General features: G+C 65.8%; 13 protein-coding genes. 7 read left to right on the forward strand and 6 right to left on the reverse strand.

Annotated elements, in window-relative coordinates; translation table 11 throughout:
- Positions 1-388: 388 nt before the first annotated feature.
- From C8J98_RS15050 to C8J98_RS15070, 5 genes are all read right to left on the reverse strand, one after another.
- A complete protein-coding gene (locus tag C8J98_RS15050) occupies positions 389-1,117 on the reverse strand; it encodes a hypothetical protein (RefSeq protein WP_107914013.1) in 729 nt (242 codons plus the stop codon).
- Between the two features lie 20 nt (positions 1,118-1,137).
- Entirely contained in the window at positions 1,138-2,889 is a 1,752-nt protein-coding gene (locus tag C8J98_RS15055) for a hypothetical protein (RefSeq protein WP_158272722.1), read from the reverse strand.
- 106 nt (positions 2,890-2,995) lie between these two features.
- A complete protein-coding gene (gene hutI, locus C8J98_RS15060; protein ID WP_107914015.1) occupies positions 2,996-4,234 on the reverse strand; it encodes an imidazolonepropionase in 1,239 nt (412 codons plus the stop codon).
- Positions 4,231-5,586, reverse strand: coding sequence for a chloride channel protein (locus C8J98_RS15065; protein ID WP_107914016.1), 1,356 nt, complete (start codon positions 5,584-5,586; stop codon positions 4,231-4,233). Before C8J98_RS15065 ends, hutI begins: the two co-directional genes overlap by 4 nt.
- A complete protein-coding gene (locus C8J98_RS15070) occupies positions 5,583-7,154 on the reverse strand; it encodes a bifunctional GNAT family N-acetyltransferase/carbon-nitrogen hydrolase family protein (protein ID WP_107914017.1) in 1,572 nt (523 codons plus the stop codon). Before C8J98_RS15070 ends, C8J98_RS15065 begins: the two co-directional genes overlap by 4 nt.
- 54 nt (positions 7,155-7,208) lie before the next feature.
- Between C8J98_RS15070 and C8J98_RS15075 the strand changes: the two genes are divergently transcribed.
- The gene (locus tag C8J98_RS15075) at positions 7,209-8,567 is read left to right on the forward strand and encodes a formimidoylglutamate deiminase (protein WP_107914018.1); all 1,359 of its coding nucleotides are present in this window, start codon (positions 7,209-7,211) and stop codon (positions 8,565-8,567) included.
- Here the strand turns inward: C8J98_RS15075 and C8J98_RS15080 are convergent.
- On the reverse strand, positions 8,531-8,962 hold the full coding sequence (locus C8J98_RS15080) for a hypothetical protein (RefSeq protein WP_146171647.1): 432 nt from the start codon (positions 8,960-8,962) through the stop codon (positions 8,531-8,533). The genes C8J98_RS15075 and C8J98_RS15080 overlap by 37 nt on opposite strands.
- Positions 8,963-9,331: 369 nt before the next feature.
- Here C8J98_RS15080 and asnB point away from each other — a divergent pair, with 369 nt between their 5' ends.
- From asnB to smc, 6 genes are all read left to right on the forward strand, one after another.
- A complete protein-coding gene (gene asnB, locus C8J98_RS15085) occupies positions 9,332-11,002 on the forward strand; it encodes an asparagine synthase B (protein WP_107914020.1) in 1,671 nt (556 codons plus the stop codon).
- A 134-nt stretch (positions 11,003-11,136) separates the two neighbouring features.
- A protein-coding gene (prfB, locus tag C8J98_RS15090; protein WP_107914021.1) for a peptide chain release factor 2 occupies positions 11,137-12,262 on the forward strand; the annotation gives its coding sequence in 2 pieces (ribosomal slippage) (positions 11,137-11,211 and positions 11,213-12,262; 1,125 coding nt in all).
- 56 nt (positions 12,263-12,318) lie between these two features.
- On the forward strand, positions 12,319-13,851 hold the full coding sequence (lysS, locus tag C8J98_RS15095) for a lysine--tRNA ligase (RefSeq protein ID WP_107914269.1): 1,533 nt from the start codon (positions 12,319-12,321) through the stop codon (positions 13,849-13,851).
- Between the two features lie 13 nt (positions 13,852-13,864).
- Entirely contained in the window at positions 13,865-14,164 is a 300-nt protein-coding gene (locus C8J98_RS15100) for a YciI family protein (protein WP_107914022.1), read from the forward strand.
- Positions 14,161-14,424, forward strand: a complete 264-nt coding sequence (locus C8J98_RS15105; RefSeq protein ID WP_107914023.1) for a BolA family protein — start codon at positions 14,161-14,163, stop codon at positions 14,422-14,424. The genes C8J98_RS15100 and C8J98_RS15105 overlap by 4 nt, the downstream gene beginning before the upstream one ends.
- Positions 14,425-14,571: 147 nt before the next feature.
- Positions 14,572-18,072 carry a chromosome segregation protein SMC gene (gene smc, locus C8J98_RS15110; RefSeq protein ID WP_107914024.1) on the forward strand — a complete coding sequence of 1,167 codons (3,501 nt, stop codon included), beginning with the start codon at positions 14,572-14,574 and terminating at the stop codon, positions 18,070-18,072.
- Positions 18,073-18,075: the final 3 nt, after the last annotated feature.

An 18,075-nucleotide genomic window follows, 5' to 3' on the forward strand; every position in this document is an offset into this window, starting at 1 on the left:
GCCTTCGGTGCCCACCCTCGCTGCTCAGACAGTCCTCCGCGCTCGGTTCGGAAGACCGCTTCGCGGCCCATGTCTTATGTGGCCTGCGGCCGCTCCACTTGTGCGGAACTCGCCTCGAGGGTGGGCACCGAAGGCTCTCCCGAGCCCTGAGGTTCGCGTGGGTCGAGCCAAAGCGCGCGGCAGCATCGCCGGCCGGCGCGCAGGCACAGGCGCGAGGAAGGTGTTCGGCAGCCGGGTGCCAGCAACCGCCTCCACATCGACCCGGGGCTCCGACAATGGCCGGGGGCACCAAGGTCTCCCCCGCGAGACGCCCAAGTGTAGAGAGCGACCCGGTAATCCGCGAAGAACCTTTTTGTTTGGCTCGCTTTCGGCCTCGCGACGCACCGCCTCAAAGCTCGAGACGGTCGCCGAACTCGAAATGACTGTCTGCCGGCGCGGCGATGGCGTTCTGCTGGACGATGCCGGGGAAGATGTTGTCGTCGACACCAGCGTGATTCTCGCTGTTGTACAGGTAGGGTACGTGCGACCACACGCGGTAACCGAGCGCCTTGATTGACGCGACTTCCGCTGCGGCCTGGTCCATGCCCGACAGGCGCACATAGAGCAGAGGGCGGTGCTCGCGCAGCGTTTCCCTCGCACCGGCGAGCGCGTCGACAAGCGTGTCGGCAAGGTTGAACTTCATCAGGTGCACGGATTCCAGTTGCAGGCTGTCGATTGTTATCGCGCGCACGGTTTCTCTCGCGCCGAACGAGTGCAGCCCCGCACTGCGATCCAGCCACACCGGGTGGGTGAAAACATTGTCGAGCCGGTTCAGGGCCACGTTCGCGCAGAGTTGCTGGAAGCGAATGCGACGGGGCTCCACGACATGCACCTGTCCGAGTGGGCCGACAGCGTGCGCCATCCATAGGGCATGTGCAGCGAAATCGCCGCCGAACTCGAGGACGGTGTGGCCTTCTTCGATCAAGCCGCTGAGCAGGTTGGTCTCGTGCTCGGCCCATTCGCCATAGAGCTGGAGCGACCGCGCGACGACGTTGTCGGTGGCAACCGCTGCGGTAATGCCGTAACGCGTGTTCCAGAATGGCAAAGGCGCGTCGTCAGTGAAGTGGGGGGAGCTCATGGGTGTGCGGCGTTCCTGGTCTAGAGAGTGGCGCGTGCGATCGCAAGCTGGCGTACGGCCTGAGCGAGTGCGTGTCGGTCGTGGCCTGTGGTGTCGGCGGTCTGGGTCCAGCCGCGACAGGCGTCGCGCCAGAGATTAAGCAGGTGGGTGTCGTCACCCCCGCTGCGCCACGCCGCTTCGCAAAGTGCGCTGGCGCCGGCGAAATCGCCTTCGCGCAGACGCGTCGCCGCCATGGCGGTGCGTGCGCCAACGGAATCGGCTTCCATCGATGCGAGTTCACGTCCCAGTGATGCCGCCACTTCGCCCTGGATCGCGCGTCCGGGTAGCGACTCATAGGTCAGCTGTATGGAGAGACGACACTCGAGCGCATCCATGCGCCATGCGGGATCCTGCTCGGCGAGAAAGGCATGCGTGAGCCCCAGCGAGCAGGCATCGACGGCATCGGCGGGCGGCAGTGTCATCGCGCGCAGACGTGCGCAGCGGGCGAGCAGTAGTGCCGTGCCGGCATCGCCGCCCTGCGTGTAGGCGTCCTCGAGCAGGGATTGCGCGCGTTGCAGACTGGTCAGGCGTGCCGCGCCTTTCTCACCCTCGGCGCGCTGGAGAAAGACTTCGGCTCGCCGGCGCAGTGCGCGTGTCACCGCGTCGGGCCCGATCGCGGCGAGACGATCGCATAAGGCTTCGGCTTCGGCCTGGCGCGCGGCGGCGCCACCACCGAGAAGCCAGCCGGCCCAGGTCAGTTGCACGTCGATCCACGCGTCGAGCACGGGCGGTTCCTCGGCACCGAGGTCGACGCCCTGGCGCGACTGCAAGGCGCGCAGGGCAAACAGTCGTGTCGCCCCCGAAAGGCGCTCGATGCGGGCCAGCTCGACCCGAACCGCGCGGGCCACCCAGTGCGGGCGCTCGTCGTCCGCGGCGCGATTCATGCCGTCCCGGGTGCGCTGGGCGGCATCCTCGAGCAGCGCTTCGGCGTCCGGTCGGCGCAGGTCGCGCGAGCGCAGCGCGAGGATGGCCGGTGCGAGCCAGCGTGCCAGTCGGGCATCATCGCTGTCTCCCTTGCCGGCGTCGTCGACGATGGCCTGCCAGGCATCGACACTGGCGCTGCCCTCGCCCACGCGACGGATTTCCGGGAAGTGTTCGTCGCCGACAAGATGCAGGGCGGGGCTTGCATCGATGCGGTGAAGCTGCTCCAGCAGCGTGTCGCCAGGCGACGAGGTGGACGAAGCGGGCAAGAGCAGGTCGACAGGATCCGGGACCAGATAGAGCAACGGCGTTGCGTAGGGTGAGTCCTCATAGACCCATTCAGGTGGCTTCAGGTCGATGGCCTCGGCAGTCGGCACGGAAACGTCGGTGGCAAACAAGGCCGTGATGGACGGTTTCGGGGTGGGAATGAGTCGAGGTCGCCGGCGACGCCACCACAGGCAGGCACCGATGCCGGCGACGACGACGCCGGCAGTCACGGCGAGCAGCCCGCCTGGCCAGACGGCGGGAGCATACGGTTCGGAAGCTTGCGTGGGCGTGGCAGGTTCCAGCAGTGCTGAGGTCGCATCTGCGGCGGCACTGGGCGCGAGCCCGTTCGTGCCCGGTGGAGGCGGCGATTCCATCGCGTCGAGCATCCGCGATACGTCGCGCATCTGCCGTGCGCGCGTGCTGCGCTCGGCCTCGGTTTCCCTGCGGTCGGCACAACTGCCGAGCAGCGATAGAGCGAACATCAGGCTTGCGACGCGGCGGGACGTGGCGCGGTTCCCGCGGCGTGCTGGCGGTGTAACGTTCAACGGTGTTCCTTACGACGCGCGGCTCGTGCCACGCGAGATCAACGTCGAAGATCTTAGGCGAGAAGTTCCCGCCAATCGATGGAACTATTCGGAAAAGTAGCGCGGATTACGCCGCTTCAGGACGTTCCCCGGCGACCCGTACCTCGCGCAACAGGCCGCCGCCGATCCAGTAGCAAAGCTCCGGCAGATGGCGGATGTTCCAGATGGCGAGGTCGGCCCGTCGGCCGGGGGCGAGTGTGCCGCGGTCGTCGAGGCCGAGGGCGCGTGCCGCATGGACCGTTGCACCACGCAGCGCTTCTTCCGGGGTCAGGCGGAACAAGGTGCAAGCCATGCCCATCGCCAGGCGCAGCGAGAGCAGGGGTGAGGTGCCGGGATTGAGGTCGGTTGCCACCGCCATGGCCACGCCGTGGCGACGAAACGCCTCGACCGGTGGCGGGCGCGTGTCGCGAAGGGCGTAGTAGGCACCAGGCAGGAGCACGGCGACCGTGCCGGCCTCGGCCATGGCACGCACGCCTTCCTCGCTGGTCCATTCGAGATGATCGGCGGAGAGACCGCCGTAGCGGGCGACCAGCGCCGCACCGCCTAGGTCGGACAGCTGTTCGGCGTGGAGCTTGACCGGCAGGCCCAGCTCGCTCGCCTTATGGAAAAGCCGCTCGGTCTCGGCGTGAGTGAAGCCGATACCCTCGCAGAACGCATCCACCGCATCGACCAGGTCTTCCCCGGCCAGCGAAGGCAGCATGGTGTCGCAGACCAGCGCGACGTACTCGTCGCGTCGCCCTGCATACTCGGGGGGCAAAGCATGTAGTCCCAGGAAGCTGGTGCGCACGTCGATACCCAGTTCGACACCGATGCGTCGGGCAACGCGGAGCATGCGCCGCTCGGCATCGGGTTCCAGGCCATAGCCGGATTTGATTTCCAGCGTGGTCACGCCGTCCGCGAGCAGGGCTTTCGCCCGCGGCAGCGACTGTCGCAGCAGTTCGTCTTCGCTGGCGGCTCGCGTGGCGCGTACGCTGGAGACGATGCCGCCGCCCGCACGCGCAATCTCCTCGTAGGTAGCGCCTTCGAGACGCTGCTCGAATTCCTGCGCGCGGTCACCACCGAACACCAGGTGCGTGTGGCAATCGACGAGACCGGGCGTCACCCAGGTGCCGGGCAGGGATTCGACCCGATGCGACAAGGTATGTGGCTCACCCGGCAAATCGCTCAGCGCGCCGGCGAACGTGATGACGCCATCGCGCCAGCCGATGGCGCCCTCCGCGATGGCCCCATAGGGCACGCCATTGTCGACGAGCGTGGCGAGGCCAACGTCCAGTAGCAGGCCGTCCCAGCGATCATCGGTCGTCATGGCGATGTTGCTCCCTCGGCGGCGGGAGGCTCGCGGCGCAGGCGTTCCTCTTCGTAGTTGTCCATGAGCGCATCGGCGAGCGCCTTGTAGACGGGGACACGACAGACCGCGCCCGAGATCGCACGCGCCAGCAGGCAGGCGGCCATGATCGGCAGCGCCATCTGATGATTGGCGGTGAGCTCCAGCGAAATGACTACGGCGGTCAGCGGTGCCTGGGTGACGCCGGCGAGATAGGCAGCCATGCCGAGCAGCACGACGGCCGATGTGTCGGCACCGGGAAGGAGGTGGGCGATGTTCCCGCCCAGTCCGGCACCGACGGCGAGGGCCGGAGAGAAAATGCCGCCGGGAATGCCAGCCCACGACGAAGCGATATTGCCGAGGAACTTGAGTACGCCGAACAAAGGGCCCGTGTCACTGTGACCCTGGAGGATATCGCGTGCCTGGGCATAGCCCGTTCCGTAGAGACCATTGGCACTGAGCAGGCTGAGCAACACGAGCGCCAGGCCGCAGACGGCGGCGAAGACCACGGGCTGGCGCGCGCGAAGACGTCCCATGGCACCGCGAAAGCCGACGGCGGACGGAATGATCAGGCGAGAGAACAGGCCGCCGGCGAGGCCGCCGACGACGCCGGTGAGCAGCACCGCAATCCACGCCCTGCCCAGCGGCAGCGCCGCGGTGATATCGCCGAAGTACGAGTAATTGCCCAGGATACCGAGCGAAACGACACCTGCCACGACGATCGCGGTGAGCAGGGTGCCGCTGATGCGGTGTTCGAACGTACCGGACATCTCTTCAATGGCGAAGACCACGCCCGCCAGCGGCGTATTGAATGCGGCCGCGAGGCCGGCCGCCGAGCCGGCGAGAATGAAACGGCCCGCCGCGGTCGGATCGTCGAAACCGAAGCGTCGCCCCATGGAATACAGCAGTCCCGCGCCGACGTGGACGGTCGGGCCTTCGCGGCCGACAGAAGCACCACCGAGGAGGGCCGCCAGGGTGAGAGCCATCTTGCCGCCGGCCACCTTGAGCGAAAGCAGGCGCGCGCGGAAGTCTTCATCTTCGATCTTCAATGCGGCGATCGCCTGCGGGATGCCGGAGCCCCGCGTGGCCTTCATCGCGCCCTGGGTCAGCCAGCACAGCAGGGCGAACACGGTCGGGGTGATGAACAGGGGCACCCACCAGCCATGCGAGGCGACGCCACGGAATAGTTCGAAGGCGAAATCCGCCGCCTTGGCGAAAAGCACGGCGGCGAGGCCGACCACGACGGCGCCCGTCCAGAACAGGATGCGACGACGCCATTGGTAGGGCGAGAGCCAGCGGTGCTGACCGACTTCCCGGAGACGGGAGAAGTTCATTTGGCCTCCGGCATGCGCGACCAGCGCACCTGGTAAAGGTCGAAGCGGCGGTCTTTCAGGTTCTGCACGGCGCCGGAGTTGCGCGCGCGGGCCAGGTTTTCCAGTCGAAGGTCAGCGAACAAGACAGTCTCGATATTGGGTGTGGAGTCCGCGGCGATGCCATCGCGCGCGAAGGGTAAATCGCTCGGCGTGAGGATGCAGCTCTGCGCGTACTGGATGTCGAAATTATTGACGCCGGGCAGGTTGCCGACGTTACCGGAAAGCACCACGTAGCACTGGTTCTCGATGGCACGCGCCTGCGAGCAGTAACGTACGCGCAGGTAGCCCTCGCGTACATCGGTGCAGAACGGGACGAACAGGATCAGCGCACCCTGGTCGGTGAGGTGGCGCGCTACTTCGGGGAACTCCGAGTCGTAGCAGATCATCACGCCGATCGGCCCGCAGTCGGTCTGGATCGTCGCAGCCGTATCGCCGCCGGTGATGTTCCAGACATTGCGCTCGCTGGGCGTCGGGTGCAGCTTCTCGCGCTCGTGGATCGAACCGTCGCGAAGGCATACGTAGCAGACGTTGTGGATATCGCCGTTCGGTTGCCGCGTCGGGTGGGAACCACCGATGATGTTGATGTTGTAGTGCACGGCAAGGCGATGGAACATCGCCTTGACCTCGTCGGTGTACTCCGAGAGTCGGCGGATGGAATCCACCGGCGACAACTCGGCGTTCTCGATCGAGAGCAACTGCAGCGTGATCAGTTCGGGAAAGGCGACGAAGTCGGCATCGTAGTCGGCGGCGATATCGACGAAGTACTCCACCTGGGTGGCGAACTCGGCGAAGGAGCTGATCCGTCGCTGCTGGTACTGCACCGAGGCCACGCGCACGGAGTCCGGCAGACGATGGCTCTGCGAGACCTTGGGCGTATCCGGATGATCGTGCAGCTGTGGGTTACGCCAGATCAGGTGCGCCGCATAACCGAGTGATTCATGGTCGGACGGCACATACTCGCGCAACAGGCCGATCACTTCGAAACCATTTCGCAACTGGAAACTCAGTGTCGCATCGCGACGGCTGCCGTCGACCACGGCCTGCACGTAGCCTTCCGCGCTGCCGTAGCGGTTGATCGCGCGTGCGAGGCCGGGCATTCGGCCACCGAAAACGATGCCGCGAAGTTTCAGGTCGGTGCACAGTCGCTTGCGCGCCATGTACAGGCGCTGCCCGATGCGCATGCCGCGGTAATCCGGATGCACGACGACTTCCATGCCGTAGAGCCAGTCACCCTTTGGGTCGTGACGCGACGCGAAGCCACCACCGGTGATCTGCATCCAGGTGTGCGGCGCGAGTGCCACGGCCTCGTTGATGCGAAAGGTGGCACAGAAGCCGACGATCTTCCCCTCGTACTCGACCACGAACTGGCCTTCGGGAAAGTGGGTCTGCTGGCCCTGCAGCATTTCCGCCGAGTGGCCCCATTCGGGCGTGTAGACACGGGCGGTGAGGGCGACGAGTTCGGGCACGTCCGTCGGGCGCGCCAGACGAAGAAGCAGCTTCGGCGATTGGGCGGCGAGGGTCTCGGTCATTCCCCCATTATGCCCGTCGGTTACCATGCCCGCTGGAAACCACAGGACACCCCCATGTCACTTGCCACCTTGACCGCGGATTTCCTCTGGCAGGAAGGCAGCTGGCATGCGGGAGGGCCGGCCCTGGCGATCACCGGTGGGCGGTTCGCTCCCGCTCCCGCCGTTGTCGGCGAGCGCATCGGCCGTTTCGTGCTGCCGGGCATGCCGAATCTACATTCGCACGCCTTCCAGCGGGCGATGGCGGGCCTGGCGGAGCGGCGCGGTCCCGGTGAGGACAGCTTCTGGACCTGGCGCGAAACGATGTATGCCTTCGCAGAAGCCATCGATCCGGACGACCTGAAGGCGATCGCCACCCAGCTCTATGTGGAAATGGTGAAGGCGGGGTACACGCAGGTCTGTGAGTTCCACTATCTGCATCATGGCCCGCGCGGCGTTCACTATGCCGAGCCCGCGGCGATGTCGCTGGCGCTGATCGAGGCGGCAAAGGAGGCTGGCATCGGCCTGACCCTGTTGCCGGTGCTCTACATGACCGGCGGCTTCGACGGCCGCCCGCTGACCGAACGGCAGCAGCGTTTCCGTCACGACGTGGGCCAGTACGTGGCCCTGCTCGAACGCCTGGCGCCGATGCAGAACGACATGCTGCGCCTGGGCATCGCGCTGCATTCGCTGCGTGCGGTGCCGGAAGAGGCCATGCGCACCCTGTTGGCTAGCGGCGTGTGCCGCGAATTGCCTATTCATATCCATATCGCCGAACAGATTGGCGAAGTCCAGGACTGCCTCGCCGTACGTGGCGCGCGTCCGGTCGAATGGTTGCTCGACCACGCGGACGTGGACTCGCGCTGGACCCTGATCCACGCGACGCACCTCACGCCGCAAGAAACCGATCGCCTGGCGAAAAGCGGCGCGGTCGCCGGGCTTTGCCCAACGACGGAAGCCAATCTCGGCGATGGACTGTTCCCACTGGCTGCCTTCATCGATGCGGGCGGCACGCTGGGCATCGGCTCGGACTCGCACATTTCCGTGTCGCCGGTGGAAGAGCTGCGCTGGCTCGAATATGGCCAGCGCCTGATTACGCGGCATCGCAACGTGGCCGCCCGGCGGCCGGAAGAAAGCGTCGGTACGACACTCTGGCAGCGTGCGTTGCAGGGCGGTGCCCTGGCTGCAGCCACGGATATTGCACGGCTGGGCGAGGGTGCGCGCGCCGACCTTCTCGTTCTCGATGACCGTTCGCCGCTGCTCGCTGCACGCGACGAAGCCGACGTGATCGACACCTTCCTGTTCGCCGGCAACACGCCTCTGGTGCGCGACGTGATGGTGGGCGGCCAGTGGCGCGTGCGCGATTTCGCGCACGTTGCCGAACGATCCGCCGCCGAGGCTTACCGCGTGGTGGTCGAAAGATTGGCCGCGGCCTGAGACGCCGGCCCCGACGGGCACCTGGATTTGCCGTATAGGCCTTCCGCGGACGGCTCGTTACGTTTGGCAGCATCAGGCGACGCGTAGACGGCTACGCCCAGATCGCAATGGTTGTCGCGAAGGGTGAAACGCACCGTGTCCATGCGTGTTGGCGGTGCGTCGTCGAGCGTGCATCGGCTGTTCTTCGCCAGGTGGATCGTCACGCTGTTGTCGCTGGTGTCGACGACCTCAAAGCTTGCGTTGCTGCAATCCTTCCAACTGAGCGTGTTGTTGCCCTGGACGCTGAGCATGTGCAGGCCGATGAAGGCGTTGCTGTAGGGCTCCCAGTCGCCGGCCAGCCAGGCGGGTGCGGGCTGGGCGGTGGCGATGAGGGCGACGGCGAGTAGGGGGTGCATCTGGTAATCCTTGACGTTGTGCTTCGCAGGCATCGCCGCTGAAGCGGCTCCCACACAAAGCGCCGGGGAATCCAAGGATAATGTGGGAGCCGCTTCAGCGGCGATGCTTTCCGCTTTCCGTGGGAGCCGCTTCAGCGGCGAAAGGGTGCTTGCATCGATCTCGGGATCATGCTCTATTCACCCCATGATCCGCCTCACCGCCAATAACGCCAATACCAATAATGCCCGGAACCTCGGGAGGGTCGGCGTGTAGGCGGGTTAGCGAAATCACCCCACACACCAAAGGCCCGCCCTCACCAGGCGGGCCTTTTTCTTTGCACCTTTCTCGTCATCAGTAACTTTCCAGATACCGACCAGGAGTGACAGATCATGTGTTCGATCTTCGGGATGTTCGGCCTCACGGCCGGCGACGACCTTATCGCCCTGCGTACGCAGGCGATGGAGCTTTCCCAGCGGCAGCGCCATCGCGGCCCGGACTGGAGCGGCGTTTACGTCGACCAGGGCGCGATTCTCGTTCACGAGCGCCTTGCCATTGTCGATCCCGCCAGTGGCGCCCAGCCGTTGCGCTCGCCGGAAGGTGATCTGGCCCTGGCTGTGAACGGCGAGATCTACAACCACCGCGAACTGCGCGCCGCCAGCGACTACGCCTTCACCACGGGCTCCGACTGCGAGGTCATCAACGCGCTCTATCGCGAACACGGCGCAGGATTTCTTGGCCAGCTCAACGGAATTTTCGCCTTCGCCCTCTGGGACGCCGGTCGCCATCGCTTCCTCATCGCGCGTGATGCGCTCGGCGTCTGTCCGCTGTATTGGGGCCACGACCGGGCAGGGCGCCTTTGCGTGGCCTCGGAGATGAAGTCCCTGGTCGGCGTGTGCGCGGACGTGGCGCCATTTCCGCCCGGCCATGTTTACGACAGCGAGACGGGCGAGGCGGTGCGGTTCTGGACCCCGGCCTGGCGCGACTACGACGTCACCGCGGGACGAACGATCGAACCGAAAGACCTGCGCGCGGCCTTCGAAGCGGCTGTGCATCGGCAGATGATGACGGACGTGCCGTACGGCGTGCTCCTGTCCGGCGGCCTTGATTCATCCCTTGTCGCCGCCGTGGCGGCCAGCTTCGCGCGTCGCCGCATCGAGGAAGACGACCGCGGTGAGGCCTGGTGGCCGCGCCTGCATTCGTTCGCCATCGGCCTGGAAGGCTCGCCGGACCTGGCGGCTGCCGAGGTCGCCGCCAAAGCGTTGGGCACCGTGCACCACGGCTTCCGCTATACCTTCGAAGAAGGCCTGGATGCACTGCCCGAGGTGATTCGCCATATCGAAACCTACGATGTCACCACGATCCGCGCGTCCACACCCATGTTCCTGCTAGCGCGGCGTATCAAGGCGATGGGTGTGAAGATGGTGCTCTCCGGCGAGGGCTCGGACGAGATCTTTGGCGGCTACCTGTACTTCCACAAGGCGCCTTCGGCCCGGGCTTTCCACGAGGAAACCATCCGCAAGCTCGACGCGCTGCACTATTACGACTGCCTGCGCGCGAACAAGTCGATGTCCGCCTGGGGTGTAGAAGCACGCGTGCCCTTCCTGGATACCGAATTCCTCGATATCGCCATGGCCTTCGACGCCGAAGCGAAGATGGTGGCCCGCAAGGGCATCGAGAAAGGCATCCTGCGCGAAGCATTCCAGGGTGCGCTGCCCGAGGAGATCCTCTGGCGACAGAAAGAGCAGTTCAGCGATGGCGTGGGGTATGGCTGGATCGACGGACTGAAGGCCCATGCCGAGGCCATGGTCTCCGACCGTGAGTTCGCCGCGGCCGCCGCCCGTTTTCCGCTGAACACGCCGGCCACCAAGGAGGCCTTCTTCTACCGGACCCTCTTTGAGAAGCACTTCCCCGGCGAGGCCTGCGCCGCGACCGTGCCCGGTGGCAAGTCGATCGCCTGCTCGTCGCCCGCGGCCCTCGAATGGGATCCCGCCTTCGCCGCCGCCGCCGATCCCTCCGGCCGGGCCGTCCGCGGCATCCACCAGGAGGCCCTGCCAGCCTGATACAACCTTGTGGGAGCCGATTCATCGGCGAAAAGCCAACGGAGCGGTGATGCCATGACCCCTCTCGCCGCTGAAGCGGCTCCCACAGGGCACCGCAGGATTTGTTAGGATTAGACGCTTTAGGCAAGCCAACCATGATCGAGACCAATCCGATCTTCGCGCAGATTACGGACCTCAAGGGCCGTGTCGAGTCGCTTAGGGGGTATCTTTGACTACGCTGTCAAGAAAGAACGCCTCGAAGAAGTAACCCGCGAACTGGAAAATCCCAAGGTTTGGGATGAACCCAAGCGCGCCCAGGAGCTGGGCCGTGAACGCGCCCAACTCGACGGCATCGTCACCGGCATCGACGAGATGACCGGCTCCCTCGACGATTCGAAGGAACTGCTCGAGATGGCCGCTGCCGATGGCGACGAGGGCACCATTGCGTCGATCCTCGACGATCTCGGCAAGGTCGACGCCCGCGTCGGTAAGCTGGAATTCCAGCGCATGTTCTCCGGCGAACTGGATTCGGCGGCGGCCTTCGTCGATGTCCAGGCCGGTGCCGGTGGCACCGAGGCCCAGGACTGGGCTGAAATCCTCCTGCGCATGTATCTGCGCTGGGCGGAGTCGCGCGGCTGGAAAACCGAGATGATGGAAGTCAGCGCGGGCGACGTCGCCGGCATCAAGTCGGCCACCTTCCGTGTGGAAGGCGACTATGCCTATGGCTGGCTGAAGACCGAGATCGGCGTGCATCGCCTGGTCCGCAAGAGCCCGTTCGACTCCGACAACCGCCGGCACACCAGCTTCACCTCGGTGTTCGTCTCGCCGGAAGTCGACGACAACATCGAAATCGACATCAATCCGGCCGACCTGCGTACGGACGTCTACCGTTCGTCCGGCGCCGGTGGTCAGCACGTCAACAAGACCGAGTCGGCCGTGCGCATTACGCATATCCCGACCAACACGGTCGTGGCCTGCCAGACCGAACGCAGCCAGCACGCCAACCGCGACCGCGCGATGAAGATGCTCAAAGCCAAGCTCTACGAGCTGGAAGTGCAGAAGCGCAACGTCGAGCGGGATGCGCTGGAAGCGACCAAGTCCGACATCGGCTGGGGCAGCCAGATCCGCAACTACGTGCTCGACCAGTCGCGCATCAAGGATCTTCGCACCGGTCTTGAACGCACCGACACACAGAAGGTGCTCGATGGCGATCTCGACGGATTCGTCGAAGCCAGCCTGAAGTCCGGCCTCGAGGCCGGCTCCAAGCGCATCGATGCCTGATGTTCCCGGGCGCGCAGCCGCGCCCGGCCCTCCATCCACGAAGCCAGAATCACATCATGACCGACGACACCAGCGCCGACACTCCCGTTACCGCCGCCGACGAGAACCGCCTCATCGCCGAGCGTCGCGAGAAACTGAAATCGCTGCGTGCGCAGGGCATCGCCTATCCGAACGACTTCAAGGTCGATAGCTTCGCAGGCGACCTGCAGGCCGAATTCGCCGACAAGGACACCTTTACCGCCGAGTCCATCGAGGGTACGCCGCGCCGCGTGACCGTCGCCGGTCGCATCATCCTGATGCGCGGGCAGGGCAAGGTGAGCTTCGTGCAGATGCAGGACGGCACAGGCCGCATCCAGCTGTTCGTTCACCAGGGCACGCTGGGTGAGGAAGGCTACGACGCATTCAAGCGCTGGGACCTCGGCGACATCGTCGGTGCCGAAGGCCTGCTCATGCGTACGAAGACGGGCGAGCTGTCGGTCAAGGTCGAGTCGATCCGGCTGCTCACCAAGTCGCTGCGTGGCCTGCCGGACAAGCACCACGGCCTGGCCGACGTCGAGCAGCGCTATCGCCAGCGCTATGTCGACCTCATCGTCACCGAAGAGTCGCGCCGCACCTTTGCACTGCGCTCGAAGATCATCAGCCATGTGCGCCGCTGGCTCGAAGACGAACCGCGTCGCTTCATGGAAGTCGAAACGCCGATGATGCACGTGATCCCGGGCGGCGCCACGGCGCGCCCGTTCACCACGCACCACAACGCGCTCGATATCCCGCTGTTCCTGCGCGTGGCGCCGGAGCTCTACCTCAAGCGCCTGGTTGTCGGCGGCTTCGACCGCGTCTACGAGATCAACCGCAATTTCCGTAACGAAGGCGTGTCCACCCGACACAACCCCGAGTTCACCATGCTCGAGCTGTACCAGGCGTACGCCACGTACCACGAGATCATGGACATCACCGAAGGCATGATCCGCACAGCGGCTGCCGATGTGGTCGGCCACACGGTGATCGAGTGGGACGGTGAGACCATCGACATCGGTCCGGCGTTCCGTCGCTGGCGCATGGAAGACGCCGTGCTCGAACTCAATCCCGAGATCAAGCCGGCCGACCTGCGCAACCGCGAAGCGATGGCCGCGCACGCAAAGCGCCTCGGTATCCACGTCAAGCCGGGCTACGGCTGGGGCAAGCTCCTGCTGGAAATCTTCGAGGCGACCGTGGAGCACACGCTCATCCAGCCGACCTTCATCACCGATCACCCGGTCGAGGTCTCGCCGCTGGCGCGCGAAAGCGACACGGACAAGGGCATCACCGACCGCTTCGAGCTGTTCATCAACGGCAAGGAGCTGGCCAACGGCTTCTCCGAGCTCAACGATTCCGAGGACCAGGCCGCGCGTTTCCAGGCCCAGGTTGACGCCAAGGACGCCGGCGACGACGAGGCGATGCACTACGACGCCGATTACATTCGCGCGCTCGAAGTCGGCCTGCCGCCGACCGGTGGCCTCGGTGTCGGTATCGATCGCCTCGTGATGCTGCTGACCGGTTCCTCGTCGATCCGCGATGTCCTGTTGTTCCCGACCATGCGTCCCGAAGCCTGATAAGGAGCCACCCATGTTCTACGCCATCACCGGTATCGATCACCCGAACTCGCTTGAAAAGCGCCTCTCCGTGCGTCCGGCCCACGTGGCCCGGCTTTCGGCGCTCAAGGAAGAAGGCCGCCTGAAGCTGGCTGGCCCGTTCCCGGCCATCGATGCCGAGGATCCGGGCGAGGCCGGCTTCACCGGCAGTCTCATCGTGGCCGAGTTTGAAAGCCTCGAGGCCGCCCAGGCCTGGGCCGACGCCGACCCGTACATCGGCGCGGGCGTCTACCGCGAGGTCACGGTCCGGCCCTTGCGCGTCGTCCTGCCGTGACCGTCGAGAAGGTCGAGCGCATCCGCCAGCTGCTGACCGAGGCTCTCGCCCCGGTCCAGCTCGAAGTGATCGACGAGGGCCACAAGCACGCCGGGCATTCTGGCGAGGGCAAGGGCCACTTCTTCGCCCGTATCGTCAGCCCGGCTTTTGCCGGGAAGAACCCGATCGAGCGGCACCGGATGGTCTACGCTGCACTGGGCGAGATGATGCCGGACGGTATTCATGCCCTCGCGATCGAGGCAAAAGCTCCCGGTGAGTGATCGTTGGGCCGACAAAACAACGGGTTAGCGCTTTAACCTCATGCTGCTTCGCGTATTGCGCACCCCGCCCCCCTTTGGCAAAGTGACCGATCAGCCAGGGGGTGGCTCCCGAACGGAGCCCTCGGCCGCGTCCCAACGGAAACCATAATGCGTCTGACCACGATCAAGCTGGCGGGATTCAAGTCGTTCGTCGACCCCACCACGCTGCACCTGCCCACCAATATGACCGGCGTCGTCGGCCCTAACGGCTGCGGCAAGTCGAACATCATCGACGCCATTCGCTGGGTCATGGGCGAGTCCGCCGCCAGCCGGCTGCGCGGTGATTCGCTCACCGACGTGATCTTCTCCGGCTCCAGTGCGCGCAAGCCGGTGGGCCAGGCCATGGTCGAGCTCATCTTCGACAACAGCGATGCCACAATCCAGGGCGAGTACGCGAGCTTCGCGGAAATCTCGGTCAAGCGCATCGTCAGCCGCGACGGACAGTCCTCCTACCACCTCAATGGCGCGCGCTGCCGTCGCCGCGACATCACCGACCTGTTCCTCGGCACGGGCCTGGGCCCGCGCAGCTACTCGATCATCGAGCAGGGCATGATCAGCCAGATCATCGAGGCGGCGCCGGAAGAACTACGTACCCACCTCGAGGAAGCGGCGGGCATCTCCAAGTACAAGGAGCGCCGCAAGGAAACCGAAAGCCGGATCAAGGCCACTCGCGAAAACCTCGACCGCGTCCGCGATGTGCGCGACGAAGTGGAGAAGCAGCTCGACCACCTCAACCGCCAGGCCCGTGCGGCCGAACGCTGGAAGGCATTCAAGGAAGAGCACACCCACCGCGAAGCCGAACTGCGCGCGCTCGAGTACCGCACGCTGCACCGCCAGCACGAAGGTGAGGGTTCGGGTCTGCGTGAGGCTGAACTGGAGATCGAGAAGCATCTCGCCGGCCAGCGCCAGATCGAGGCGCAGCTGGAGAGTGTTCGCGAGCGCCACCACGGCGCGAGTGAGCACCTGAACCAGGTGCAGGGCGAGGTGTACAAGGTCGGCGCCGAGATCGCACGCGTCGAGCAGCAGGTTCGCCACAACCGCGACCTGAGCGAACGCCTGACCCGTTCCCGCGCCGACACCGAGCGCGAGTTCGAGGAACTGAACGGCCACATCACCGCCGATCGCGAGCAGGTGGAAACCCTGCGAATGGCCCTGGCCGAGGGCGAGCCGAAGCTCGAAGCCCTGCAGCAGATCCAGGACGACACCGGCGAAGCACAGCGCGCCACCGAAACCAAGCTGGCCGACTGGCAGCAGCGCTGGGACGCGCATACGCGTGGCGCCTCGGAATCGAGCCGTGCCGCCGAAGTCGAACGGACCAAGCTGGCCTATCTGGACCGCCAGACCGTCGATCTTTCCCGCCGGAAGGAAGCGCTCGAAACCGAACAGCGCGCGACCGACGTCGCCGCGCTCAACGCCGCGTCCGAACAGCTCGACATCGAGCACGACACCCAGCGCGAGCGCGTCGAAGCGCTCGGTGGCGTACTCGACCAACACAAGGTGTCGTACGAGCGCGTGCTCGACGAAGAGCGCCAGGTGCAGTCGACCCTCAACGAAGCACGCCAGCAACTGCAGACCGCGCGTGGCCGCCAGGCTTCGCTCGAAGCCCTGCAGACCGCAGCGCTCGGCCAGGAGGAATCCGCCGCGAGCGGCTGGCTGTCGCGTCTGGGTCTCGACCGTTCGCGCCGTCTCGGCGAGTCGCTCCAGGTCGATGCCGGCTATGAATCCGCGGTGGAAACCGTGCTCGCCGGTGTGCTCGATGGCGTGCTGGTGGATGCCATCGGCGCGTTGACCCCCGAGTTCGACTCGCTCGGCCAGGCCGATGTCGCGCTGTTCTCGAAAGAGCAGGGCGGCCCCGGTGCTTCCGGCACGCTGGCTGCCTATGTGCGCGGCCCGGTGGCGGCCGTGGCATTGCTCGGCCACGTCTTCATCGCCGACTCCGTCGACGATGCCGCGGCCCGAGTGTCCTCGCTCGCCGCGCATCAGTCGGTGATCACCCGCGATGGTGCCTGGATGGGTCCGGGCTGGGCCCGCGTGCTGCGCGCCCAGGGTAACCAGGTCGGCGTGCTCGCCCGTGAGCGCGAGATTCGCCAGCTGGCCGAACAGATCGAAACGCTGGAAGCCTCCAGCGAAGAGGGGACCGAACAGCTCGAGGCGCTGCGCACGCGCAAGTTCGAGACCGAGCGCCAGCGCGACGACGCGCAGCGCGACCTCTACGCCGCCCATCGCCGGCTCTCCGAGCTGGCCGGTCAACTGCAGAGCCATCGCGGCAAGATGGAAACCGCGCGCGCTCGCGCCGAGAAGGTCGGCGGCGAAATCAGCGTCATCCTCGAGCAGGTCGACGAGCTGGCCGGCCAGACGCGGGATGCACGCTCGCGCCTGGACGAGGCCGTCGGCCTCATGGGCGACCGCGAAGACGAACGCCGTGGCCTCGAGAACGAGCGTCGCGAACTGCTTGAAGCGCGCGAAGAAGCGCGCATCAACGCACGCGAAGCCGCCGACCAGTCGCATCAGCTCGCGCTGGGCATGGAGTCCAAGCGCGCGGCGCTCACCTCGCTCGAGCAGGCGTTGGCCCGTCTGGATACGCAGTTGCGCCAGGTCACGGCGCGTCGCGATGAGATCGACCAGCAGCTCGCCGCCGGGTCCGACCCCATCGCGGAGCTCGAGGAAGAGCGCCAGACCTACCTCGACCAGCGCCTGCTGGTCGACAAGCAACTGGTGGAGGCGCGCCGCGCCCTCGAAGACTGCGACGCCGAGTTCCGTCGCCTCGAGCAGGAACGCCAGCGCACCGAGCACGTCCTCAACCAGGTGCGCGAGAACGTCTCCGAGAAGCGTCTCGCTGCGCAGGCTTTGCAGCTTCGCGCCGAACAGCTGGCCCAGGCAATCAAGTCTTCCGGCCTCGAGCTCGAAGCCCTGCTCACCGAACTGGCCGAAGACGCCGAGCCCGAGCACTGGCAGAAGCAGCTGGTCGACCTGGCACAGAAGATCGCCCGCCTGGAGCCGGTCAACCTGGCCGCGATCCAGGAACACGCCGAACAGTCACAGCGCAAGGAATACCTCGATGCGCAGCTGGCCGACCTGGTCAGCGCCATGGAAACGCTGGAAGGCGCGATCAAGAAGATCGACCGCGAGACCCGCCAACGTTTCAAGGAAACCTTCGACCGCGTGAATGCGGGTGTGCAGGAGCTCTTTCCGCGCCTGTTCGGCGGCGGACACGCCTACCTGGAACTTACCGGCGAAGACCTTCTCGATGCCGGCGTGGCGATCATGGCGCGCCCGCCAGGCAAGCGCGTGAGCAACATCACGCTGCTCTCCGGCGGTGAGAAGGCGCTCACCGCGGTCTCGTTGGTGTTTGCGATCTTCGGCCTCAACCCGGCGCCGTTCTGCCTGCTCGACGAGGTCGACGCACCGCTGGACGAAGCCAACGTCGGCCGCTTCTCCGCCCTGGTCCGTGAGATGAGCGAGAAGGTGCAGTTCATTTTTGTCAGCCACAACAAGGCCACCATGGAGGCCGCGTACCAGCTGTGCGGCGTTACCATGCGCGAGCCGGGTGTGTCCCGCCTGGTTCAGGTCGACCTCGCCGAAGCGTCCAAACTCGTCGGCGCGGCTTAAGTA

The sequence above is a fragment of the Luteibacter sp. OK325 genome (genome assembly GCF_003050935.1).
In the GTDB taxonomy this organism is placed as follows: domain Bacteria; phylum Pseudomonadota; class Gammaproteobacteria; order Xanthomonadales; family Rhodanobacteraceae; genus Luteibacter.